Genomic DNA, 23,166 nt, shown 5'->3' on the forward strand with positions numbered 1-23,166 from the left:
GTTGCAATCAGCCGCCGCAGCCACCAAGGGTGACCTTGACTTCCTTCTTGGCGTAGAAGGCCTTGCCATCGTTGGTGATGGCCACCGCATACACATCCGAGGACTGGCCCAGCTTGGCGCGGGTCAGGAAATTGGCGTCCAGCGCCTCGTTGACGGTGAAGGCCGCCACCAGCGTATTGGGGTTCTTTTCCACCAGCACCAGCATCTGCTTCACATTGGGCAGGCTGGTCGCGGCGCCCAGGGGCACGACGGCCCCGTTTTCGGCGATGTCGGGCGCCGTCAGCGTCACGTCCTTGCTCTCGACAGGTGCAGCAGCTCCCATGGCCTTGAGCACATCGGCCACGGTCTTGGCGTCGAAGGCGGTCTTGTTATAGGCCGCCTGCGCAGCCTGCGGCAGCAGGCCGGCGGCCATCAACATGCCGAGCACGGCCGCGCTGTTCCTGAGGGCGTCTCTACGTTTCATCGTTGTCTCCTTTTCATTCACATCACACAAGCGGGCTCAGGGCTTGGCCCCGGCAGCCAGCCACTGGGCAATCACCCTGGCATCAGCATCGCTGAGATTGGGCTGAGGCGGCATGGGTGTTGATCCCCAGACACCCGAGCCTCCTGACTTGACCTTGCCTGCCAGATAGTCAAGCTGGCCGCCGTGTTTGCCGGCAATGTCGCTGAAGGCCGGGCCGACGAGTTTTTGCGTCATGCCATGGCAGGCCATGCAGGCGTTCTTCTCCAGCAAGGCCGTCGGTGCCGCGCCGCCCGGTTTCCCGGTGCCTGCGGGCGGCGCAACCTTGCTGGCACCGCCATCGGTGGTTATGCCGCGCTGGGCACCGACCAGCCGGTTCTGCTGTGCCAGATTGCCGTGGTTGTTGCCGGCATGCTCGGGCAAGGCCGAGCGCAGCGTGGGCGCGGGGCCGCAGTTGCTCATGCAGGCAGTGGCCAGTACATCGGGCCTGGCGCCTTTGCCGAACTCATTGCCGGGCCACAGCGCATGCCGGGTCGTCATGCCGTTGCGGTTGGGCAGCTTCTGCTGTACCTCGGCGATATTGCTGTCGCTGAGCGTGAAGTTCTCGGGCACCACGCCGCCGAGGTTGAGCAGATAGGCGGTGACGGCATACACCTCTTCGGTGGACAGCGACTTGGGCGCATTCCAGGGCATGGCCCGGTTGATGTAATCCCACAGCGTGGAGACCGTGGCCACCTTCATCAGGGTCGTGCGCCCCGGAAAGGCGGGGTCCTTGAGCCGCGCCACATGGCCGGTCCTGATGTCCTCGGCCGTGGTGCCGCCGACCAGCGGGCTGAACACCTCGTTGGATTCGCCGAACACGCCGTGGCAGGACGCGCACTTCGCCTCCCATACATCCATGCCTTTTTGCACGGACCCCGAGCCCGGCGGCAGCCCCTTGAAATCCGGGCGCACATCGATATCCCAGGCCAGAACCTCCTTGCCCGTGGCATTGCGGCCCACGCCGGGATAGCGGTCTTCGCCAGACTTGCGCTGCGCCGCAGCGGGCCCGGCAGCCACGCCCATGGCCAGCAGCGCCAGCAGTACCAGCGGTTTACGCAAGCTGAACATTGGCGACCTCCCCGTTGGCTCGTACCGCCCAGGACTGGATGGAGTTGTTGTGATAGATGGAGCGCGTTCCACGTGCGGCACGCAGCTGCTGGTTGCTGGGCTGCACATAGCCGGTTTCATCCATGGCGCGGCTCTGGATGATGCATTCCTCGCCATTCCAGACCCAGTCCAGATGAAAGCGCGTCAGGCACTTGTCCATCACCGGCCCTTCGAGCCGGGCCGTGCGCCAGTTGCGACCGCCGTCCACGCTCACATCCACGCGCCGGACCTTGCCGCGCCCCGACCAGGCCAGGCCCGTGATGTTGTAGAAGCCCTTGTCCAGCAGCATCTGCCCGCCGGACGGCGTGGTGACCACGCTCTTGCATTCCTGGATGCTCGAGTACTGGCGGTGCTGCCCGTCGGGCATCAGGTCCACATAGTGGATGGCCTCGTCCTTGGCCGCATAAGGCATGTCGCCCACTTCGATGCGGCGCAGGTATTTCACCCAGCTCACGCCCTGTACGCCCGGCACCACCAGGCGCAGCGGATAGCCCTGCTCGGGCCGCAGCATCTCGCCGTTCTGGCCGTAGGCGACCAGCACCTCGCCCGAAGTGATCAGCTCCACGGGAATGGTGCGCGTCATCGACGAGCCGTCCGCCCCCTCGGCCAGGATGAAACGGCCGTTTTTCAGATCGGCACCAGCCATCTCCAGCAAGGTGATCAGGGGCACGCCCGTGAACTCGCTGCACGACAGCATGCCGTGCGTGTACTGCACCGTGGGCACGGCCACGTTGCCCCACTCCATGCCGGTATTGGCGCCGCATTCGATGAAGTGAAAGCGCGACACCGAAGGCAGACGCATGATCTCGTCCATGGTGAAGACCTTGGGATTCTTCACCAGGCCATTGATCATCAGCCTGTGCCTGGAGGGGTCGATATCCCACCAGCCCTGGTGGTGACGCTCGAAATGCAGACCGCTGGGCGTGACGATGCCGAACAGCGACTGCAGCGGCGCAAACGATACCGAAGCCTGCTTGGTCTGGGTCAGCCCCGGGCTCTGACGGCGCTGCACATTGGCCTCGTATCTGGAAGGCTTGCCGTAGCCGTCGGTGACCACCGGCTGGCCCAGGCCCTTGCTGTGCGCGGGCAACTCCAGAATATTCGGGTCCCCATCGCCGCTCACGGCCTGCCGGCCCTGCGCATGGACGCCTGCAGCGCCGGCCGCTGCGGCCGCGAAAGCCCCGCGGATGAAGTCCCGCCGGCCGGCCCTGCCCTCGGCAAACACGGTGCCGACATCGCCTGAGCGCACGAAATTCTCGGGTGCCTTGCGCACCTTGCCCATCAACTGGCTTTGCATAAGCTCTCTCTTTGATCGCTATTGGTGCTTGCCGGGAAAGCGTGAGGCGCCTGCGTCATCTGGCACCCTTGAGAATCCAGGCCGCCAGTGTCTGGGTGTCGGCATCGCTGAGTGCGGGCTGGGCAGGCATGGGCACCGGCCCCCATTTGCCGGAGCCGCCGGCCTTGATGCTCTTGACCAGATAGGCCTGTGCATCGGCCTGGGCCGCATATTTGCTGGCCACGTCCTGAAACGCCGGGCCTACCAGTTTCTGCTGCGCCGCATGGCAGGCCATGCAGGCGTTCTTCTGCGCCAGCGCCTGATCCGCGTGCGCCAGCGCAGGAACAGCCAGCCCCAGCAATACCGTCAAGCCACTCAGCCAGGATGCAGTCTTCATCGCTTGGGTCTCCTTATATTTATATATAAGCATGTTTTTATTTAAAGTATCGGACAGGATGCCCAATTTGAAATCCCGCGCTAACCCTCGTTATTCCCGAGCAGGAACAACGAGCTCAACGCCCCTGCACCGCCGCGCGGGCCGTCTGCATTCGCTGCTCCAGATAAGCGCCATAGAAGTCGGGGATGGAGCTGCCGCTCAAGCGCTCGGCCACCTCCTTGTGAGCGGCTCCATAGAAGAGCACGGTCGGCGCGACCTCGATGCCCAGTTGCCTGACCATGTCGCCATGCGTGGTCGCCGCGCCATTCCAGTCCTGCAAAGCCTCACGCGACAGAAAATGAATCTGGGTCACCAAGCCCCCGGAGCGCTGCAGCGGCAGCAGGTGATGCTCGCGCACCAGCTTGCAGAACGGGCAGCCATGCAGGCTTGCCATCACCACCAGCGGCTGCTTGCGGGCCAGCGCCAAGGCCAGGTCATGCCGCAGACTCTGGCTGGTGGGCAGCAGACGCTCCGAAGCATCGAGCGCCGCCCACGCCGGTGCCGCGCCCGCCAGCAGCAGCTGCAGGCACAGTCTTCTGCGGGCATCAAGGAAGCGGGCCGTGGCCGTCACGGCTTTTCCTGCTCCATCAGCAAAAAGGTGTTGTAGGCATTCATGCGATTGGCTTCCTTGAACAGCGGGTAGGCCGAAAACCTGGACCAGTCCGTCGCCTGATAGGCCTCGTCAAACGGGTCGAGATTGGCTGCGGCCTTGCCCATGGCCTCACGCAGATAGTGCAGATAGTCACGCGTCAGCTGCATGTCCTGGCGCGGCTGCTCGGAGGCCGGGCCGTGGCCCGGCACCATGATCTTGACGGGCAGCTTGAGCAATTCGTCCAGCGCGGCAATCCAGTGCCGGCTATCGGCCTGGCCCACATAGGGAATGCGGTTGCGAAATACCACATCGCCGATGAAGAGCACGCCGCTTTGCGGCAGGAAGATCGCCGTATCCTCCGGCGTATGCGAAGGCCCCATGTGCTGCAGCACAAAGTCCACGCCCCCGACCCTGAGCGTGGAGCTGTCGCCCGACACCCATTGATTCGCCGGTACCAGGCGCGTGCCCTGGTCGACCCAGGGAGCCAGATCCTTGCGTGAAGCCTCAAGCCGCAGATGCGCGGTCTCGGAGTTGATGTATTCACGCGCCTGGGCATGGGCCACGATCTTCGCGCCCAGTACCTCGAACACCTGCAGACCATAGATATGGTCGGCGTGATAGTGGGTCAGCAGCACATGGCTGATGGGCTTGGACGTCAGCGCCCGGATTTTCTGCACCAGCTCCTCGGCCAGCGCGGGCGAGCCCAGCGCATCGATCACAACCACGCTATCGCCTGTGATGACAAAGCCCGCATTGGAGATGAAATTGCGATTGGCCGCACTGCCCAGTGCCGATACGCCCTGCACGAAAAACACATTGGGCGCCACCTGCTGCAGCTCCATCACGGGTGCACTGGCCGCCACGGGAGTGCCCGCCACAGGAGTGCCTGCCACGGGGGTGCCCGCCACGGGGCGCGCATCATGCGCAGCCGCTGCACCTGGCGCTGCGATGGCCGCTGCGATTGCCGTTCCTGCAAATCTCCTCAGCGCAGCTCCTGCCCAGCTTGTCATCGCGGTGTCTCCCTTGCGTGGGCCGCGGCCGGCGCCATCGAAGCCGCCACTAGCGCTTGCCCTATTTTTGAATGCATGCCTCCTCATTAATATAAGCAAGTGGCAATATTTAACCAGCAGCATCTTCCCTGATGCCCACAGACACCACAGGAGACCTTCGATGAAGCGCCAACTTGTTGCCCTGAGCTTTGCCCTGTGCACGGCAATTGCCGCCGCTCAGGATGTGAAAGTGGTCTATCACGTCAACACCGGCGTGGAGACGGCGGCCGCCATACTCGGCAATATCACCAACGAACTCAATGCCTCGCCCACCGACAAGATCGTGGTGGTCACCCACGGGCCCGGCATAGACTTTCTGCTGAGCAACGCCAAGGACAGCAAGGGCCGCGAGTTCAGCGGCCAGGTCAGCGCGCTGGCGGGGCGCGGCGTGGAGTTCAAGGTCTGCAACAACACGCTGCAGACACGCAAGCTCGAAGCCTCCAGCCTGCTCATGGAAGCGTCGGTCGTCCCCTCGGGCGTGGCCGAAGTGGCGCGCCTGCAGGCCAGGGAGGGCTTTGTCTATCTCAAGCCCTGAGCCGAAAGCGCGCATGAAAAAAGGCGCCGCAGGCGCCTTTGCTTCGAGGGCTCCAGCCCTCAGTTCTGTTCGATGGCAATCTGCACGCAGATGGTGCGGCACATATGGACGACCTTCTCGTTGGCGATGAAGTAGTAGATGCTGACCCCTTCACGCCTGCGCCCCAGGATGCCGGACTGGTACAGCGTGTTCAGATGCTGCGACATATTGGGCTGGGTGGTGTCTATGGAAGCCAGCAGCTCGGAGACGTTTTTCTCTCCATTGCACAGCGCGCTGATGATCTTCAGCCGCATCGGCGCGGCCATGGCCTTGAACAGCTCGGCCGCACTCTCGAACACGCTGTCATCCTCAAGCTCTGACGATTCCATGAAACACTCCTGGGCACCTTGGCGGCCTGCAAGCGTCCCGTCTGGATTGCGTGCCGTGGTGCATGGCGCCAGTTTATAGGAAGGTCATGCAGCCTCTGTCATCGCCCAACGACAAACACTGATGGTCATCAGGCAATCCCAAAAAAGAAGCAGCTAGCGCTTGATTGACAACGATTTTAGGAACTTTCCTATCTGAAATCCATTGCTGATGTGCGCAAGCAGCTATCAAAAAATCAGGCTGGCTTCCAGTCCAGAGACCAGGCACCGCTTTGCACGTTCTGCAGCCACAGGCAGCAGCTCAGGGTCTTGGCGTCAGTGACCTGCCCGGTGCGCACGCCATCCAGCAGTTCGGCAGCCGTCATGCTGCAGACATCCAGAAACTCGTCGGCGTCGAGCTGGCGCTCGCCCGCAGTCAGGCCGCGCGCGAAGAAGATGTGAATGATCTCGTCGGAGTAGCCGATCGCCAGATGCATGGGCCCGGCATAGGCCCATTCGCGCGCGCTGTAGCCGGTTTCCTCCAGCAGCTCGCGCTGGGCACAGATCAGCGGCAGCTCGCCCGCATCGAGTTTGCCTGCGGGAAACTCCGTCATGACCTGGCCCACGGGGTAGCGAAACTGCCGCTCCAGCAGCACGCGGCCATCGTCGAGCAGCCCGATCACCACCACGGCGCCGGGGTGCACCACATACTCGCGCGTGGCCTGCCCGCCATGGGGCAGGCGCACGGTATCGAGCCTGACCTGCAGAAAACTGCCCTGGTGTACCAGCTCGCTCTTGATGGGGTGCTCGATCAGATGGCTTTCTTGAGCCTGTTTGTCTTGTTGGGTCATCTCCGACTCGTCTTTCAAAGCGCTGTGGTGACAGCGCAGATACATCCAAGGTCTTAATCTTCGCAGAAGCCGGCTTCACTTTCCTCCACTCAGACCATGATGCATCCCATCGACACAGCCCAGACAGACATACAGCGCCACCAGTTCGGCCGCGTGACGGTGTTTCGCGGCGCCAAGGGCGGCAAATATCCGGACGGCAACCAGATCATGATCCGCGGCAGCGACACGCTGGCGGTACTGGACACGCCTATCGTGGCCAACCATATCGGAGCCGAGTTCGATGCCGCCGAGCTGGTGGTGATGGGTCATGTGCATGAGGACCATATGGCCGGCCTGCACCGCCTGCCCGACGCGCAGGTCTTTGCTCACCTGAGCGATCTGGCGGCCTTGCAAAGCTGGGAGGACCTGGTAGCCACCTTTGGCTGGGCCGATTCGACCCAGGCCGACATCATGCGCAGCAAGCTGGAGAGCGAATTCTTCTACGCCCCCAGACCCGATGCCAGGGGCTACGAAGATGGAGCTGTCTGGGATCTGGGCCAGTCGCGGATCCGCGCCATTCATATGCCGGGCCATACGGCGGGCCACAGCGTGCTGCTGATCGAGCCCGAGGGGCTTGCCTTTATCGGCGACATCGATCTGACAGGCTTCGGGCCCTATTACGGCGATGCCTGCTCCTGTCTTGCGGACTTTCGCCGCAGCCTGGCGCGGCTGCCGGAGATCGAGGCCCGGGTCTGGGTGACCTCGCACCACAAGGGCATCTACACGGAACGCGAGACGTTTCTGCGAGACCTCAAGCGCTTTGCTGCGGTCATTGACGAGCGCGGCGCACGCATTCTCGAATGGCTGGCGCAGCGGCCCATGACGCTCGCCCAGATGGTCGAGCAGCGCCTGCTCTACCCGCCAGGCTTTGATGCGCCATGGGTACAGGGGGCCGAGGTGCGCAGCATTTCCCAGCATCTGGACGAACTGCTGGCGGCCGGAGAAATCCTGCAGCAGCGCAACGCGCAAGGCGACGACCTTTACCTGCGGGCTTGAATCCCGGGAAATAAAAAAACCGACTTCTCAGGGAAGTCGGCGGTGCCAGACGCGCTGCCACGCATCCACCAGGCAAGCGTGACAAACGCACAGCGGCTAGCTGAGCCGGTCCCGGTCACCCGGGCTTTGAGACTCAGGCCACAGCGTCCATGGGCTTGCGCAGAAAGCCCTGATTGGCGCCCTTGCGGTTGGGCGCAAAGCCGTTCCTGGCCAGGGTTTCGTCGGCAGTTTCGTAGAACACGCCGATCTGCTTGATCTCGCGGGCCTGCTGGGCCGTGGCAATCGGGCGCCCGAACTCGCCCGCAATACGCACCAGCTGCTTGATCTGCTCCACGGTGCTCATCTTGCCGGTGCGGGTCTGGTTCCACAGCACGTCTTCGATACCGCAGCGCACATGCAGACCCAGGGCCATGCCGATCATATTGATGGGCAGCACGTTCAGCACCGAGCTCTCCACGGTCACGATGGCGTTGTCGGGCACGGCGCGCAGCATATTGGCCAGGTTGTAGATATTGGCCTGGTCCATGCCGCCGCTGATGGCGACCCAGTTCATGACCAGCGGGCCCTTGTAGACGCCGCGGCGGATCATGCGCTCGATGGTCTCGAAACTGTTGATGTTGTAGACCTGGAAGGCGCTCTGGATGCCCTTTTCGGACAGGCGGCGGATATGTTCCTCGACGAAGCTGGGGTTCGAAGGAACAATCATGTCCTTGTAGGTCTTGTGCAGATGCGGGAAGCCGCGCGAGACACCGCGGAAGTCGTCTTCGCCGGCATGCTCGGTCACGTTCATCTGCGTGGTGTTGACGGTCACCGTCACCTGATCGGGCACGGGAGTCAGCTCGGCCAGCATGTGGCGCGTGTCGTCGGAGAGCCACTTGGCCTGGCCATCCGGGCCTTCGGGCGCAAAGCTGATGGAGCCTCCGACCTGGATGATCATCTCGGGCACCCGCTCGCGCACGCCGGCGATCAGCTCGTTGAACTTGGACAGGCGCTTGCTGCCCTTGCCGTCGTCTTCGCGCACATGCAGATGCAGCACGGTGGCGCCGGCCTCATAGCAGTCCACGGCCTTCTGGATCTGCTCTTCCATGGTGACGGGAATGTCCTCGGGAAAGTCCGAGGGAATCCAGCCCGGAGCATAGGGAGCGGCCGTGATGATCAGCGGCTGCTGGTTTTCGGGATACAGGTGACCGTCAAGAAAGTTCATGGTTGTCGTCTCCGGTTTGAGTGCGGGAAATCAGTGTCTGGACCAGCGGCAACAGGGCGTTTCAGTCCCTTGCCGATGCGTGAAGCCAGTATCAAACGCGGTGCGGGATGCCACTTTGCATTTCAGGACACGCGCTTTCTCAATCACGACAGGGCCGGCAAGTCACGTCTGAAAGCGAGACAGACAGCAAAGCTGCGCCAAGAGCTTTGCGGGCCGCAGACTCAAGCTGCCGCAGCCTGCAAACGACATCGCCCGCATCGGGTAAGTGCGGGGTACTGCAGTCATCAAATGCGAAGTCGCAGGCATGAAACGTCAAGTCCGGCGACTGGCCGCCAGCCATCATGAATTGCTGCATTCCTCCACCCGGGCACCTGCACGCAAGGACATGCCAGCCGATTCAGCGCCGTATCTGCACTCTGCCAAGGGCGAGATCGGCAGCCAGACCCCATGACAAAACGACAGGAGACCTCCATGACAAGCGCCGTGAATTTCGCAGAACCCGCCACGCCATCACGCAAGCAACATAGGCGCAGCATGACTCAAAGCCTGCGCTGCTGCGCCGCCGTGCTTTGTACCGGCCTGCTAGCGGGCACGGCTGCGCAGGCCCAGACCCCGGCTCCCACCTGGCCCAGCAAGCCCATACGCATCGTCATTCCCGCACCTCCGGGCGGCATCACCGACGGCGTGGCGCGTCTGGTGGCCGATCATCTGCAGACCAATCTGGGCCAGCCCGTGGTGGTGGACAACAAGCCCGGCGGCTCGGCCGTGATTGCCGAGCGCGCCGTGATGAATGCACCTGCCGACTGGCACACGCTGATGATTGCGCCCTCCAGCATCTGGACCGACTTTCCGCTCACCGTGAAGACGCCGTTCGATGTGCACAAGACCTTCACCTATGTCTCGGATGTGGCGTCCATGGTGCACATGCTGGTAGCCAACAACAACTTCCCGCCCAACAGGATTCAGGAAGTGCTGGACTACGCGCAAAAGAGCAGCGGCCCGATCAATATCGCCAACCTGAGTCCCGGCACCCGCTCCGACATGCTGGGCGAGCTGCTGAGCGAGAAAAGCGGCGGCAGGATCACCGCCGTGCCTTACAAGGGCTCGGCCCCGGCCATCGTCGACCTGATCGGCAATCAGGTGCAGCTGACCTTTGAGGTGGTGACCAATGCCGCCCCGCTGATCAAGGCCGGCAAGATCAAGGCCCTGGGTGTGGTCTCGCCCAATCGCTCGCGGCTGCTGCCCGATGTGCCCAGCTTTGCCGAGCAGAACATGCCCGACTTCGTGCTGCCCGATGCCAGCGTGGGCCTGTTCGTGCTGAGCAGCACGCCCCCGTCCTTGGTCCAGAAGGTGCGCCAGGAAATGGACAAGGTGACCCAATCCCCCAAATTCCAGGCCCAGCTCAGGAGCCAGGGCTTTGATGCGCCCCAACCGAGCACCATGCCGCAGCTGCAGCAAAAAATGCTGAGCACGGTGGAACAGAACCGCAAAATTCTGAGCAAGCTCAGAGTCGCCGGCAACTGAAGGAAGCTGGCGTAGCCGTCCTCATCTCAAGGGCGGCACCTTGGTAGTGTGTTTGGCGGGCCCTTGCGGCCCGCTTTTTTATGCCCCGCCCTGGCCTTCGTGTTGCGCCCTGGCGCGGCTGTCCTTGGCACTGCAGCCAAACTGACTCTGATACCAGCGTGAAAAACTGCTGGGGGCCGTAAAGCCCAGCAACTCTGCCACTTCGGTCAGAGAGCGATTGCTCTCGAACACATAGCGCACGGCCAGCTCCTTGCGGATATCGTTCATCAGCGAGGAAAAGCTCTGGCCCTTTTCCGTCAGCCGGCGCTGAATGGTGCGCGGCACCACACCCAGGTGCTCGCTGACCTTCTCAATGCTGCAGCGCCCGCTGGGCAAGAGCAGCAAGATGGTGCGGCGCACATCGTCCAGCACTGCATCGTCGCTCACGGGTGCCACGGACTCCAGCAGCTTTTGCGCATAACGCACCATGGCGGGGTCGGCGAACTCGTTGCGCGTATCGAGATCGGCCTTGGCGCAGACAATGCAGTTGAACTCCTGGTTGAACTCCACGCGCTGGCCGAACATCAGGTGGTGCATGCTCAGGTCCTTGGGCGCGGCATGCTCGAAACACACCTTGCGCGGCTGCCAGTCGCGACCTATCAGCTGCCGGATGGCGCGCACCATCACGCCCAGCGCCAGCTCCACGCGCTGGCGCGTGGGCTCATGGGCACGGCCGGCCAGCAACAGCTCACGGATCAGCACCGTGTCGGCCTGCTCGTCCAGCTCCAGCGTCATGGCGCCGTTGAGCAGCGCCAGATGACGCACCAGCAGATTCAGCGAATCGCGCAGCGTGGCCTGATCGCGGATCAGCAGACCCACCGGCCCCATATTGGACAGCAGGCGCGAGCGCGCCATGCACAGACCAAAGCTTTCATTGCCCGACTGCGTGGCCGAGGCCTGCAGCAGACGTCCCACCTTGTCCACGGGGATCATCAGATCCGGCTCGTCGAGCACCGCAGGGCTGAGACCGGCATCGAGCAGCATGCGCGCGCCATTCAGCCCCGAAGCCTGGGCGACTTCGGCGTAATTGGTCAAGCAGGCTGCGCGAACGAGAGAGGCCATGGGGTTTCACTAACTTGGCACTAATTGCAAAGCACCAGTCATGTAATGACAAGCGCCGATCGGGGGGAGTTTTCACACTGGCGACATCGATTCTATAAGGAGACTTCCCAATGAAAAACGAGGTTGGCGCAGCACCCGCCCTTATCCGCTCCAGCTCTTTGACCCGCTCTCTGGAAGTCAATCCTCTGACCTGCTCCATCGGTGCCGAGCTGTCCAACGTTCATCTGGGTGCGGCCGCCGAGGACGAAGGCCTGATGGCCGAGATCCGCCAGGCGCTGCTCAGGCACCGCGTGATCTTTTTCCGCGACCAGGACATCACACGTGCCGAGCATGTGGCGTTTGCACGCAAGTTTGGCGAACTGGAAGACCACCCGGTGGTGGGCAGCCACCCCGAGCACCCTGGCCTGGTGCAGATCTACAAGACCCCCGACAGCCCTCTGGACCGCAACGAAAACTCCTGGCACACCGATGCGACATGGCGCGAGCAGCCCCCCATGGGCTGCGTGCTGCGCTGCGTTGAGTGCCCGCCCGTGGGCGGCGACACCATGTGGGTGAACATGGTGATGGCCTATGAGAACCTGCCAGACGACATCAAGGTCAAGATCGAGCACCTGCGTGCCCGCCACAGCATCGAAGCGAGCTTTGGTGCCGTCATGCCCATCGAAAAGCGCCTGGCACTCAAGGCCCAATACCCCGACGCGGAGCACCCCGTGGTGCGCATCCACCCCGAAACCGGCGAGAAGATTCTGTTCGTCAACAGCAGCTTCACCACCCATTTCACCAACTACAACACCCCCGCCAATGTGCGCTTCGGTCTGGACAAATCGCCCGGCTCCTCGCAACTGCTCAACTACCTGACCAGCCAGGCCATGATTCCCGAGTACCAGGTGCGCTTCAAATGGCGCAGGAACAGCGTAGCCTTCTGGGACAACCGCTCCACCCAGCACTACGCAGTGATGGACTACCAGCCCTGCCACCGCAAGATGGAACGCACGGCCATCATCGGCGGCCCCACGGACTGAGCCAGGAGACAGAAGATGACCTTGAACCACACGATTCTCATCATCCCCGGCCTGCGCGACCATGTGGAAGAGCACTGGCAGACGCTGCTGGCCAAGGAGCTGGCTGCGCAGTCCATCCCCTGTGTCACCGTGCCGCCGCTGGAGCAGGACAAGCTCAGTTGCCAGGCCCGTCTGGACGCCATAGACCAGGCTCTGGACGGCATCGACGGCCCCGTCATCATCGTGGCGCACAGCGCCGGCTGCATGATGGTCGCGCACTGGGCGCTGCGCCGAGCCCGTCCCATTCTCGGAGCCCTGCTCGCTGCCCCCGCCGATGTGGAAACCCAGATGCCTGCTGGCTACCCCCCCAAGGATGTGCTGGCAGCCCACGGCTGGACGCCCATCCCGCGCCAGCGCCTGCCGTTTCCCACACTGCTGGCAGCCAGCAGCAATGACCCGCTGACCCAGCTGGAGCGCGCGCGCAGCTTTGCGCGCGACTGGGGAAGCGAGCTGGTGGAGCTGGGCCCCCAGGGCCACCTGAACCCGGCCTCGGGCCATGGCCCCTGGCCGCAGGCAAAACAGCTGATCGAGGATTTGCGGGCGCGGATCGAAGCCCGTCAGCCCGAACCGACTGCCTGAGCCGCCCGATAACCATCACGATGAATGCGCAGCCACCCACAATATATAAAAGGTGCGCGCAGATGGGGAGCCAGATCTCCCCGTTGAAGGAGACAAGCAATGAAGGCAAGAACACCCGCCTCGCACAATTCAGTGGACACCGCAGGTTCTCGCGCAATGCGCCGGAAATTAGGCCTGGCCGTCATGGCCGTGGCCGCCGGCCTGGCCTTGCCCGCACAAGCCGGGCAGACCGCAGACTGGCCGACCAAGCCCATACGCCTGATCGTCACCGGGCCTGCCGGCGGCACGGCCGACACCCTGGCACGCCTGCTGGCAGAGGGCATGACGCAGGAGCTCAAGCAGCCCGTGATCGTGGAGTCCAAGCCCGGAGCTTCGGGAGCCATCGGCATCCAGGACCTCAAGTCGCATGGAAAGAGCGGCTACACCTTCCTGGTGATTCAGGACGGAGCGCTGAGCGAGGCACCGCAGGCCCAGAAAGTCAGCTTCGACCCGTTCAAGGACCTGACGCCGCTGGCCCAGCTCACACGCACCGGTCTGGTCATGGTTGCCAACAAGGACCTGCCTTTTCAGACCCTGCCCGAATTCATCAGCTACGCCAGACAGCAACGCGACGGCGTGGACTTTGCCTCCTACGCCACGGGCCTGAAGGGCCACACCTCGGGCATGCTGCTGGGCCAGTTGGCCAAGATCAATATGCGCCATGTGGGCTACAAGGGCTCGCCCCCTGCTCTGGTGGACCTCATGGGGGGTCATATCCCGGTGATGTTCGATGGAGTCGCCACTTCGCTGCCCCTGATCCGCAGCGGCAAGATCAAGGCGCTGGCAGTCGTCTACCCGAGCCTCCTGCAGACTTTGCCCGAGGTGCCGACCTTCACGGAGCTGGGCTACCCCCAGCTTTCCAAACCAGGCTGGTTTGCCGTGTGGTCCCATCCGCAAGCCCCGGCAGCCATCCAGCAGAAGCTGCGGGACCTGGCGCTGGCGCATTTCCGCAAGGAGGCCGTTCTCAAGCAGCTCGCTGCGCTGGGCATGGAGCCCGGCCAGCCGCTGAGCACAGCCGACATGACGAGCGACCTCAAAGAAGCCAGCCGCAAGCAGGCGGCCCTGCTCAAGTCCATAGGCTACAAGCCCGAGAACTGAGGCCCGGGCCCTTGAGCAATTGCTCTCAAGCGGCTCCATTACCAATCTGATTCAAGACCTCTGCCCGGTGCCACTTTGGCACCGTGGGCGGCTGCACCCGGCTCATGTCCTTTTGCGGGATTCGAGCTGGGGCTTGCCTGCGCCTTAAGCCCATCCCCAGGCCCGGGTCCGGCTTTGCGTTGCTGTTTTTCTCGTCGGTTTGCCTTCAGGCATCTTTTTTCAACGGTTCAAGGAGACATGAATGACTACAAAAAAAATGGCTTTCAATGCGCTGAGTGCTCTCGCATGCACGCTGACGCCGCTGGCGGCTTCGGCGCAATCGTCGGTGCAGATCTACGGCGTGGTGGATATGGCCGTATCCAACTACCGCGGCGCGGGTGCGGGCTCGCGCCAGATGCTGACCTCCAGTGGCAATCAGGCCAGCCGTCTGGGCTTTCGGGGCCGCGAAGATCTCGGCAGCGGTCTGGCCGCCGGCTTTGATCTGGAAGCGGGCCTCAATACCGACAACGGTACCGGCCAGGCCTCCAACACCAACAACCAGCCCTCAGGGGCAGTCAGCAGCAACGGCCTGAGCTTCAACCGCAAGTCCCTGGTCTATCTGCAGAGCAAGCAATGGGGCGAGGTACGTCTGGGCCGCGACTATGTACCCGCCTTCTGGAACATGTTCAACTACGACCCCTTTCGCCTGGGCGTGGGCATGAGCCTGCATGTGCTGCACGGCACGACGGTGACGGGCTTTCGGGCGTCGAACAGCATTGGTTACCTCTCGCCCGGCTGCTCCAGCTCGAGCTGCAAGGGACTGTTCTATCAATTGATGACGGCATTCGGCGAAAACGATGCCGGCCCCAACCGCCAGGACGGCCGCGTCTATGGTGCACGCCTGGGCTATGGCGGCGACAACTGGGATGCTGCCGTCGCCATCACAACCACCAAGAACCGCGCCGCCGACGATTACAGGCAGATCAATGCCGCCGCCTCCTACCTCTGGGAGGGCCACCGCCTCATGGTTCTGGCTGCCGATCACCGCACCGGCAACCGCCTGGCAGGTCTGGACAACGCCAACCATGTGCGCTACTGGCAGCTGGGCGCCATCTGGAAAGTCGGCAACGACAACATCCCCATGAGCTTCATGCGCCTGAGCCGCAACGACAACAGCGGCAGCAGCTCCAACAAGTACGCCGTGGGCTATGTGCACAACCTCTCCAAGCGCACCGCCCTCTACGGCACCTATGCCTATGTAGACAATCGCGGCAGCATCAACCTGCCGGTGGCCACGGGTGCTCTGCAAGGCCCGATCCCGGTCGCTGGCGGCAATGCCTCGGGCTTTGACATCGGCATTCGCCACACGTTCTGAGCCAGATCCATGGCAACCGGCACCTGCCGGTTGCCGGCCAGATGGCATCAATCCTGAAACCACAGAAAAAGGCCCGCAGGGATAATCTGCGGGCCTTCTTCATCGCACATCAGCGCTCGATGGTTCAGCAGCAGTTGTCAGGCGGTTTGAGCCAGAGCAGTCCCTCCCTGACCAGGACTTCGTAGAGAGGAATCGTCATCTGCGGCGATGCCGTGCACTTGCCGCTGCGGATATCGAACTTGAGTCCATGCGCGGGACAACTCAGCACATGAGCATCGCAATTTCCGCCGGCCATGGAGGCACCCGCATGCGGGCAGCTGTTCTCCAAGGCATAGAACTCGCCTTCGACATTCAGCAGCAAAATGCTCTGGCCACCCGACGTGAAGACCAGCTTGCGCCCGCCAGGCGGCAAATCCCGCACGGCGCCGGCAGCCAGCAATGCGGTATCAGGCGAAGGTGCTGTCGGCAACACGGGCATGCTCCATGGCGCGCAGCAGCTCTGCGGGCGCCACCGCGCCCGTCACCTGCAGACGCTGGTTGAACACCATATGCGGCACGCCGCCGGTATGGCTGGCCTCGCTTTGGTAGCGCAGCGCATCAAAGCGGGAGGGATTCCAGTCCAGTGCCGCCGAGTGCGCCAGCTGCTGCAGCACCATGACCGAGCCTATATCGCGGCCCTGCACAAAGTAGGCGGCAAAGATGGACTCCACAAAGCGGATCATGGATTCGCCATCGAGCAGAGTCTGGGCGTAGTTGACCAAGGCACAAACCAGGCGCGTGCTGGGGAAGGTTTCAATCAGCGCATGATTGATCTGCAGGCCCGCCGCGTGAGCCGCCGAGCGCACCTGGGCACGGCGAACCTCCACGGCCCTGGGGCCGCCGAGCCGGGCTTCGTAGAAGGCCTGATAAGGCACTCCATGCTCCGGGATCTGGGGCAGCAGAGTGTCTGCATGCCAATGGATTGCAAGCTGCTGGTCGGGATATCTGGCCAGCAGCATCTCACGGGCGGCCAGCAGATTGCGCAGACCGATCCAGCACCAGGGGCAGATCAGGTCCAGCGAAAAGTCGACCTGCAGTGTCGTTGCAGCAGAGCTTTGAGTCATGACATTTATTTCTTTGGGCAATCATCGGAGTTGATGCAAAAAAGGGCTGAATGGCTCAGCCCTTTTCATACCGAAGTGCTGCCTTCGATATCTCAGAGCGTGAAGATGGCCGATCCCACAATCTTGCGTGCTTCCAGGTCGCGGTGAGCCTGCACGGCGTCTTCCAGCGCATAGCGCTTGCTGATGTCCACCTTGATACGGCCTTCGGCCACATGGGCGAACAGCTCGTTGGCCAGCTCTGCACGCTCCGTGGGGTCGGCGATGTAATGCGCCGATGCGGGACGGGTCAGGAAGAGCGAGCCCTTGCCGGCCAGAATCTGCGGGTTGAATGGTGCAATGGAGCCTGAAGCCGTACCCAGACAGACCATCAGCCCGCGCACCTTGAGGCTGTTGAGCGAGCCCTCGAAAGTGTCCTTGCCCACGCTGTCGAAGACGGCATTCACACCCACGCCATCGGTCAGCTCACGCACGCGCTTGGCCACGTCTTCATGGCTGTAGTTGATGGTGTGGACGCAGCCGTTGGCCTTGGCCACTTCGGCCTTGGCATCGCTGGAGACTGTGCCGATCACGTTCAGGCCTTCCAGCTTTGCCCACTGCGACACCAGCAGGCCCACGCCACCGGCTGCAGCATGCAGCAAGATGGTGTCGCCCTTCTTGAAGTCCCAGATACGGCGCATCAGATAAGCCGCGGTCAGTCCACGCATGGTGATGGCTGCTGCGGTTTCAAAGCTGATGTTGTCAGGCAGACGGATCAGGGGAGCAGCAGAAATCAGGCGCTCCGTGGCGTAAGCGCCGATGGTGTTCAGCGCGCCAGTATAGGTCACGCGGTCGCCGACCTTGAAATCCGTGACGCCGTCGCCCACGGCCGTGATCGTGCCGCAAGCCTCGCTGCCCACGCCGGCGGGCAGAGGAGCGGGATACAGACCGGAGCGGAAATAGGTATCGGCAAAGTTCAAGGCCACAGCACCCTGCTTGAGGCGGACCTGACCTGGACCGGGTTGGCCGACTTCAATGTCTTCCTGTCGCAACACCTCGGGGCCGCCAACTTCGTGATAACGGATTACTTTCGCCATACAAACTCCCAGTCAGATACCAATCGAAAGGTGATGCGGCACACGCCCTCACCTCGAACAGAATCGATACAAATCAATGGCTTAGACCATATCTCCGCTATCTCTCCATTCAGACTGGACTGAATTTATGGGAATTCGCCTGCAAGGCATTTCCCGAGAACGCCGCTCTCTTGTCTTTACGCGACACCAGGGGTAAATATCAGGCAAAAAAGTTAACTTAAAAGTTTCTCTTTGATTGAAAGCCTGCCGCAAGCGTTGCCCACCATATTGCGCGTCTGCGACTGCGGCAAGCCCGTCACAGCCTCTAGAATCATTCCGTTTACGTAAACGTCAAATCAATATCCGAAGCCCGGCATGCTCTCCAGGCGCCGGACATGAAGTCGAGGGAAGCCCCTGCCATCCGTGGCAGGCAACTTCCCCAACAATCCAAGGCACAACCCAGGTCTGGCAGCAAGCCGGGCCAGCATTCAAGGAAACAGAGACGATGACTTACAAAGCGCCCATCAAAGACATGCTGTTCGACATGGAGCATCTGGCCCAGATAGAGCAGGTCGCCCAGATTCCAGGATTTGAAGATGCGGGGCTGGAGACCGCGCAGGCCGTTCTCGAGGAATGCGCCAAGCTTTGCGAAGGCGTGGTCGCGCCCTTGAATGTGCCGGGCGATGTCAATCCCTCTTCCTTCAAGGATGGCGTCGTCACGACGACTCCCGGCTTTGCCGATGCCTTCAAGCAGTACGCCGAAGGCGGCTGGCAAGGCCTGCAGCACCCAGCCGACTTTGGCGGCCAGGGCCTGCCCAAGACCATTGGCGCAGCCTGTATCGAGATGCTCAACAGCGCCAACCTGAGCTTTGCGCTGTGCCCGCTGCTGACCGACGGTGCCATCGAGGCACTGCTCACTGCAGGCAGCGATGCACTCAAGTCCACCTATCTGGAAAAGCTCGTGACCGGCGAGTGGACTGGCACCATGAACCTGACCGAACCCCAGGCTGGCTCCGACCTGGCCCTGGTGCGCACCAGGGCCGAGCCTCAGGACGATGGCAGCTACAAGGTCTTCGGCACCAAGATCTTCATCACCTATGGTGAGCACGATATGGCGGACAACATCGTCCACCTGGTGCTGGCCCGCGTGGCCGGTGCTCCCGAGGGCGTCAAGGGGATCAGCCTGTTTGTCGTGCCCAAGTTCCTGGTGAACCAGGACGGCTCCTTGGGCAAGCGCAACGATGTGCACTGCGTCAGCATCGAGCACAAGATGGGCATCAAGGCCTCGCCCACGGCCGTGCTGCAATTTGGCGACAACGGAGGAGCCATCGGCTACCTCGTGGGCGAGGAAAACCGCGGCCTCGAATACATGTTTATCATGATGAACGCCGCCCGCTATGCCGTGGGCCTACAGGGCCTGGCCGTCGCCGAGCGTGCCTACCAGCACGCCGTGGCCTACGCCAAGGAACGCGTGCAAAGCCGTCCCGTCGACGGCTCGGTCAAGGCCAGCGCCACCATCATCCACCACCCCGATGTGCGTCGCATGCTGATGACCATGCGTGCCAGCAACGAGGGCTGCCGCGCCATGGCAACCGCCGCCGCCGCTGCCTACGATGCCGCCCACCACCACCCCGACGCCGACGTGCGCCAGGCCAATCAGACCTTCTATGAATTCATGGTGCCCCTGGTCAAGGGCTACAGTACCGAAATGAGCCTGGAAGTTACCAGCCTGGGCGTGCAGGTCCATGGCGGCATGGGCTTCATCGAGGAAACCGGCGCCGCCCAGTACTACCGCGACGCCAAGATCCTGACCATCTATGAGGGCACGACCGCCATCCAGGCCAACGACCTGGTCGGCCGCAAGACCGCGCGTGATGGCGGCCTGACCGCCAAGGCGATTGCCGCCCAGATCGAGAAGACCGAGGCGGCTCTCACTGCCAGCGGCACCGACACGGCCAAGGCCGTTGCCAGGAACCTGGCCCAGGCCCGTCAGGCCTTTGTGCAGGTGGTGGACTTCATCGTGGCAAAGGCCAAGGCCGACCCCAATGCAGCCTATGCTGGCAGCGTCCCCTATCTGATGCTCACCGGCAATCTGGTCGCAGGCTGGCAGCTGGGCCGCTCGGTGCTGGCTGCGCAGGAGCTACTGGCCAAGGGCCAGGACACGGCCTTCATGCAAGCCAAGCTGGCCACGGCACAGTTCTATGCCGAACATATTCTGACCCGGGTGCCCGGCCAAGCCGATGCCGTGATCAACGGCGCGGCCAGCGTGATGGCGTTGCCCATGGATCTGTTCTGATCCTGCACTTGAAGGCGGGGCAATGACGCCCTGCCTTATCATGACTTGCATGGAAATAGCGGCTAGCGCCTATGGATAAAGCGCCAACCGCTATGTTTTTTGAATCCCTGAGGCGCACCAAGACCGCCTACTCGGCAGACTCTGGTGCCATCACTGCGGCTTGTACTGCCGGCGCAGGCTGCCGAGCGCTATTGATGGAATGGGTTTTCCAGGCAGAGCAGTCTGCCCAGGCAAGGCATTGCGACGATGGCTACGGCTGCGCAATCAGGATGGAGCGCAGACGGTCCCGCTCCCGGCGATTGCCGGCCAGCCCCTCGTCCAGACGCGACTTCAGGGCATCGATATGCGCAATCATCAGCTGCTCGGCCTTGGCGTTATCGCCCTCAGCCAGAGCCTCGACGATGGCCGCATGATCGTCATTGGAGACCTTGGCTTCAGCTTTTGAGTGATATAGCGCAGCAGCCAGCATCGACCTCGCCGACAGGTCGACGATCATCGACGTTAAAAAACGATTGCCCACGCATTCGGCCAGGCAGATATGAAAGTCCGCGAGCAGCGAGCTGCGCTGGGCAGCATCGTCGGCGGCAATGGACTCCTGCTCCTGGGCAATATGCTGGCGCAGGCGCGAGAGTGCTGCCTGCAGCGGCTTGCCTGCATCGCGCAACATGCCCGACTCCACCACGCGCCGCGCAGCATAGGTCTCCTGGGCCTCCTCAAACGAGGGCTCGGCCACATACCACCCGACACGCGAGCGCACCTCGACAAAGCCACGCGCCTGCAACTGGATCAGTGCTTCGCGCACCAAGGTACGGCTGACCTGGAACAAATCGGCAATGTCCTGCTCGCCCAGCCTCACCCCGGGCCGCAATCTTCCGGTCAGGATGGACTCGATCAGACGCTCCGTAATCTTGGTCTTGGCAATCAAAGCAATACCTTCTGCATGGCTCTCCGTTCAATCAACAGGGCGGTGTGCAGCAGAGGGCACAGTCCATCGCTGCTCGGGACGCCACGGCAAGGGACATCCGCGGCAGGCTGCAGTTTACCGTTGCTTACCTTGTTCCAGCCTTTGGTGATCAGACACTCCTGCTGCCTGTCCCATGCAGCCTGAGCGCGCACTGCTGCGGCGGCAAGACAGCTCATTTGGAACTATTTGTAGGCACTCCAATGACCAAGGGTTCCCACCAATTCGGGCCTTTGTCAGCTTGTATACATTTTTCGACTTATCAGATGTATACAAGATGATATTCAACAGCGATGCTTGATATCTCTCATCTTCAAAGCATCGGATTGCATGTCTGGCGCCCCCAAGCCCAGACATGCCAGTGCCGCGTTGTTTGGGTGAGATGGAACAGATTGCCTGAGAAAAGCCGATGCACCGGACACGCGGCGGCTCCCCATAAAGGCAAAAATGAGAGACCTAGCAATCAACGAAGGCGGCCACTTCGCCCCCAGCCCCAACACCGCAGCGCCCAGACGGCATCCAAGCCTGCCGCCAGGCGTCTCACCGGCGCTTTACAACGCAGATCTGGCGCCCACCGCAAAGGAAGGTCGATCCTGGAGCGCCTACAGCCTGTTCACCCTGTGGGTCAACGATGTTCACAATCTGGGCAACTACTCTTTTGCCATCGGCCTGTTTGCCCTGGGCTTCAGCGGCGGGCAGATCCTGACGGCCCTGCTGCTGGGCGCAGCCTTTCTTTTCGCACTTCTGAACCTCTCCGGCTTCATGGGCTGCAAGACAGGCGTCCCCTTTCCCGTCATGAGTCGCATCAGCTTTGGCACGCGCGGCGCACAGATACCGGCGCTGATACGGGGCGGCGTGGCAATCGCCTGGTTTGGCATCCAGACCTATCTGGCCTCAAAGGTGCTCGATGTACTGGTGCTGATGCTGCTGCCGCAATGGCAGCCACTGGCGGAGCAGACGCTGCTGGGGCTGCCGCTGCTGGGCTGGATCAGCTTTACGCTGCTTTGGGTGGTGCAGGTCGTCATCGCCTGCTGGGGCATGGAGAGCATCCGCAAGTACGAGGCCTTTGCCGGCCCGGTGATCTTCATGACCTTTATTGCTCTGGCGGGCTGGATTCTTCACAGCTCGGGCGGGCAGTTGCACTGGTCGGCTCCTACCGTGCAGGCCCATGGCTCCCAGTGGGTGCAGATTCTGGGAGCCGCCTCGCTCTGGGTGGCGCTCTATGGCACTTTTGTTCTGAATTTCTGCGACTTCAGCCGAGGCACGACTTCGCGCAGCGCGGTGATCAAGGGCAATTTCTGGGGCATTCCCATCAATATGATGGTCTTCGGTCTCGTGGTTGTGATCCTGACCGGCGGCCAGCTCTCCATCGACGGCACGCTCATCAGCAGCCCCGTGGACATCATCCAGAAAATTCCCAGCAAGCCTCTGCTGATCCTGGCCAGTATTGCGCTGATCATCCTGACTATTGCCGTCAATCTGATGGCGAACTTCGTGGCCCCCGCGCTGGCGCTAACCAATCTGCTGCCCAGAAAGCTCAACTTCCGCAAAGCCGCCCTGGTCAGTGCCATCCTGGGCTTTGTCATCCTGCCCTGGAACCTCTACAGCTCGCCCGTGGTGATCGTGTATTTCCTTGGCGGTCTTGGCTCCCTGCTCGGCCCTCTGTTCGGCATCGTCATGGCCGATTACTGGCTCATCCGCAAGCAACGCGTGGATGTGGTGGCTCTGTACACCCAGAATGCGAACGGCCCCTACCACTACCGCAACGGCTTCAACCCCAGAGCGATTCAGGCGCTGATTCCATCCGCCCTGATTTCGCTGCTCTTCGCCTTTGTGCCCTACCTGCAATCCGTCTCGGCATTTTCCTGGTTCATTGCCGCAGGACTGGGGGCCTTCTTCTACTGGCTGGTCGCCCCCAAGGGCCTGACCTACACCGACCGGGATGGCGAAACCATCGCTGTTGCAGCGGCCAAGCACTAAGCCACTGCACCTGTTTTAGGCAGGCATATGAAACGAGGCGCCCAAGCGCCTCGTTTTGCTTGAAGCCGCAGCTTGCCGGCTCAGCGC

At 62.3% G+C, this 23,166-nt stretch carries 24 protein-coding genes; 10 read left to right on the forward strand and 14 right to left on the reverse strand.

Going from position 1 to position 23,166, the window contains the following annotated elements; genetic code table 11:
* Nucleotides 1-7: 7 nt before the first annotated feature.
* From soxY to ACLBXN_RS19475, 6 genes are all read right to left on the reverse strand, one after another.
* Entirely contained in the window at nucleotides 8-463 is a 456-nt protein-coding gene (gene soxY, locus ACLBXN_RS19450; RefSeq protein WP_447613232.1) for a thiosulfate oxidation carrier protein SoxY, read from the reverse strand.
* 36 nt (nucleotides 464-499) lie between these two features.
* The gene (locus ACLBXN_RS19455) at nucleotides 500-1,570 is read right to left on the reverse strand and encodes a c-type cytochrome (RefSeq protein ID WP_447613233.1); all 1,071 of its coding nucleotides are present in this window, start codon (nucleotides 1,568-1,570) and stop codon (nucleotides 500-502) included.
* Nucleotides 1,554-2,906, reverse strand: a complete 1,353-nt coding sequence (gene soxC / locus ACLBXN_RS19460) for a sulfite dehydrogenase (RefSeq protein WP_447613234.1) — start codon at nucleotides 2,904-2,906, stop codon at nucleotides 1,554-1,556. Before soxC ends, ACLBXN_RS19455 begins: the two co-directional genes overlap by 17 nt.
* A gap of 55 nt (nucleotides 2,907-2,961) precedes the next feature.
* On the reverse strand, nucleotides 2,962-3,282 hold the full coding sequence (locus ACLBXN_RS19465) for a c-type cytochrome (RefSeq protein WP_447613235.1): 321 nt from the start codon (nucleotides 3,280-3,282) through the stop codon (nucleotides 2,962-2,964).
* Between the two features lie 115 nt (nucleotides 3,283-3,397).
* Nucleotides 3,398-3,892, reverse strand: a complete 495-nt coding sequence (locus ACLBXN_RS19470; protein WP_447613236.1) for a hypothetical protein — start codon at nucleotides 3,890-3,892, stop codon at nucleotides 3,398-3,400.
* Nucleotides 3,889-4,923: an MBL fold metallo-hydrolase gene (locus tag ACLBXN_RS19475; protein ID WP_447613237.1), complete on the reverse strand. Its 1,035-nt coding sequence runs from the start codon at nucleotides 4,921-4,923 to the stop codon at nucleotides 3,889-3,891. The genes ACLBXN_RS19470 and ACLBXN_RS19475 overlap by 4 nt, the downstream gene beginning before the upstream one ends.
* A 160-nt stretch (nucleotides 4,924-5,083) precedes the next feature.
* Between ACLBXN_RS19475 and ACLBXN_RS19480 the strand changes: the two genes are divergently transcribed.
* The gene (locus ACLBXN_RS19480) at nucleotides 5,084-5,497 is read left to right on the forward strand and encodes a DsrE family protein (RefSeq protein ID WP_211459000.1); all 414 of its coding nucleotides are present in this window, start codon (nucleotides 5,084-5,086) and stop codon (nucleotides 5,495-5,497) included.
* 59 nt (nucleotides 5,498-5,556) lie between these two features.
* On the opposite strand, the gene ACLBXN_RS19485 is transcribed toward ACLBXN_RS19480, so the two are convergent.
* The gene (locus tag ACLBXN_RS19485; RefSeq protein ID WP_003053925.1) at nucleotides 5,557-5,865 is read right to left on the reverse strand and encodes an ArsR/SmtB family transcription factor; all 309 of its coding nucleotides are present in this window, start codon (nucleotides 5,863-5,865) and stop codon (nucleotides 5,557-5,559) included.
* Between the two features lie 233 nt (nucleotides 5,866-6,098).
* Nucleotides 6,099-6,692 carry an NUDIX domain-containing protein gene (locus ACLBXN_RS19490; RefSeq protein WP_211459002.1) on the reverse strand — a complete coding sequence of 198 codons (594 nt, stop codon included), beginning with the start codon at nucleotides 6,690-6,692 and terminating at the stop codon, nucleotides 6,099-6,101.
* 96 nt (nucleotides 6,693-6,788) lie between these two features.
* Between ACLBXN_RS19490 and ACLBXN_RS19495 the strand changes: the two genes are divergently transcribed.
* Nucleotides 6,789-7,727, forward strand: a complete 939-nt coding sequence (locus ACLBXN_RS19495) for an MBL fold metallo-hydrolase (protein WP_447613238.1) — start codon at nucleotides 6,789-6,791, stop codon at nucleotides 7,725-7,727.
* A 133-nt stretch (nucleotides 7,728-7,860) separates the two neighbouring features.
* Here the strand turns inward: ACLBXN_RS19495 and ACLBXN_RS19500 are convergent, their stop codons facing one another.
* Nucleotides 7,861-8,931, reverse strand: coding sequence for a BKACE family enzyme (locus tag ACLBXN_RS19500; RefSeq protein ID WP_043005289.1), 1,071 nt, complete (start codon nucleotides 8,929-8,931; stop codon nucleotides 7,861-7,863).
* A 304-nt stretch (nucleotides 8,932-9,235) separates the two neighbouring features.
* Between ACLBXN_RS19500 and ACLBXN_RS19505 the strand changes: the two genes are divergently transcribed.
* A complete protein-coding gene (locus ACLBXN_RS19505) occupies nucleotides 9,236-9,382 on the forward strand; it encodes a hypothetical protein (protein WP_155293383.1) in 147 nt (48 codons plus the stop codon).
* A 20-nt stretch (nucleotides 9,383-9,402) separates the two neighbouring features.
* A complete protein-coding gene (locus ACLBXN_RS19510; protein WP_447613239.1) occupies nucleotides 9,403-10,455 on the forward strand; it encodes a Bug family tripartite tricarboxylate transporter substrate binding protein in 1,053 nt (350 codons plus the stop codon).
* A gap of 78 nt (nucleotides 10,456-10,533) precedes the next feature.
* Here ACLBXN_RS19510 and ACLBXN_RS19515 read toward each other — a convergent pair whose 3' ends face one another.
* Nucleotides 10,534-11,556 carry an AraC family transcriptional regulator gene (locus ACLBXN_RS19515; RefSeq protein WP_043005288.1) on the reverse strand — a complete coding sequence of 341 codons (1,023 nt, stop codon included), beginning with the start codon at nucleotides 11,554-11,556 and terminating at the stop codon, nucleotides 10,534-10,536.
* 110 nt (nucleotides 11,557-11,666) lie between these two features.
* On the opposite strand from ACLBXN_RS19515, the gene ACLBXN_RS19520 reads away from it, so the two are divergent.
* The 4 genes from ACLBXN_RS19520 to ACLBXN_RS19535 all read left to right on the forward strand — a co-directional run bounded on the left by ACLBXN_RS19520 (nucleotide 11,667) and on the right by ACLBXN_RS19535 (nucleotide 15,687).
* On the forward strand, nucleotides 11,667-12,578 hold the full coding sequence (locus ACLBXN_RS19520) for a TauD/TfdA dioxygenase family protein (protein ID WP_211459008.1): 912 nt from the start codon (nucleotides 11,667-11,669) through the stop codon (nucleotides 12,576-12,578).
* Nucleotides 12,579-12,593: 15 nt separating this feature from the next.
* The gene (locus ACLBXN_RS19525; RefSeq protein ID WP_447613240.1) at nucleotides 12,594-13,196 is read left to right on the forward strand and encodes an RBBP9/YdeN family alpha/beta hydrolase; all 603 of its coding nucleotides are present in this window, start codon (nucleotides 12,594-12,596) and stop codon (nucleotides 13,194-13,196) included.
* A gap of 99 nt (nucleotides 13,197-13,295) precedes the next feature.
* Nucleotides 13,296-14,333: a Bug family tripartite tricarboxylate transporter substrate binding protein gene (locus ACLBXN_RS19530; RefSeq protein WP_447613241.1), complete on the forward strand. Its 1,038-nt coding sequence runs from the start codon at nucleotides 13,296-13,298 to the stop codon at nucleotides 14,331-14,333.
* 241 nt (nucleotides 14,334-14,574) lie between these two features.
* Entirely contained in the window at nucleotides 14,575-15,687 is a 1,113-nt protein-coding gene (locus tag ACLBXN_RS19535; RefSeq protein ID WP_447613242.1) for a porin, read from the forward strand.
* Between the two features lie 124 nt (nucleotides 15,688-15,811).
* On the opposite strand, the gene ACLBXN_RS19540 is transcribed toward ACLBXN_RS19535, so the two are convergent.
* The 3 genes from ACLBXN_RS19540 to ACLBXN_RS19550 all read right to left on the reverse strand — a co-directional run bounded on the left by ACLBXN_RS19540 (nucleotide 15,812) and on the right by ACLBXN_RS19550 (nucleotide 17,863).
* Entirely contained in the window at nucleotides 15,812-16,165 is a 354-nt protein-coding gene (locus tag ACLBXN_RS19540) for a Rieske (2Fe-2S) protein (protein ID WP_447613243.1), read from the reverse strand.
* Nucleotides 16,134-16,790 carry a DsbA family protein gene (locus tag ACLBXN_RS19545; protein ID WP_407713425.1) on the reverse strand — a complete coding sequence of 219 codons (657 nt, stop codon included), beginning with the start codon at nucleotides 16,788-16,790 and terminating at the stop codon, nucleotides 16,134-16,136. Before ACLBXN_RS19545 ends, ACLBXN_RS19540 begins: the two co-directional genes overlap by 32 nt.
* Nucleotides 16,791-16,882: 92 nt before the next feature.
* Nucleotides 16,883-17,863 (reverse strand): quinone oxidoreductase family protein, encoded by a 981-nt coding sequence (locus ACLBXN_RS19550; protein WP_447613244.1) that lies wholly within the window; start codon nucleotides 17,861-17,863, stop codon nucleotides 16,883-16,885.
* 484 nt (nucleotides 17,864-18,347) lie between these two features.
* Here ACLBXN_RS19550 and ACLBXN_RS19555 point away from each other — a divergent pair, with 484 nt between their 5' ends.
* Nucleotides 18,348-20,138, forward strand: coding sequence for an acyl-CoA dehydrogenase (locus ACLBXN_RS19555; protein ID WP_447613245.1), 1,791 nt, complete (start codon nucleotides 18,348-18,350; stop codon nucleotides 20,136-20,138).
* A 250-nt stretch (nucleotides 20,139-20,388) separates the two neighbouring features.
* On the opposite strand, the gene ACLBXN_RS19560 is transcribed toward ACLBXN_RS19555, so the two are convergent.
* Nucleotides 20,389-21,063 carry a GntR family transcriptional regulator gene (locus tag ACLBXN_RS19560; protein ID WP_447613246.1) on the reverse strand — a complete coding sequence of 225 codons (675 nt, stop codon included), beginning with the start codon at nucleotides 21,061-21,063 and terminating at the stop codon, nucleotides 20,389-20,391.
* 483 nt (nucleotides 21,064-21,546) lie between these two features.
* On the opposite strand from ACLBXN_RS19560, the gene ACLBXN_RS19565 reads away from it, so the two are divergent.
* A complete protein-coding gene (locus tag ACLBXN_RS19565; protein ID WP_447613247.1) occupies nucleotides 21,547-23,079 on the forward strand; it encodes an NCS1 family nucleobase:cation symporter-1 in 1,533 nt (510 codons plus the stop codon).
* Nucleotides 23,080-23,166: the final 87 nt, after the last annotated feature.

The organism is Comamonas sp. C24C, assembly GCF_053345995.1.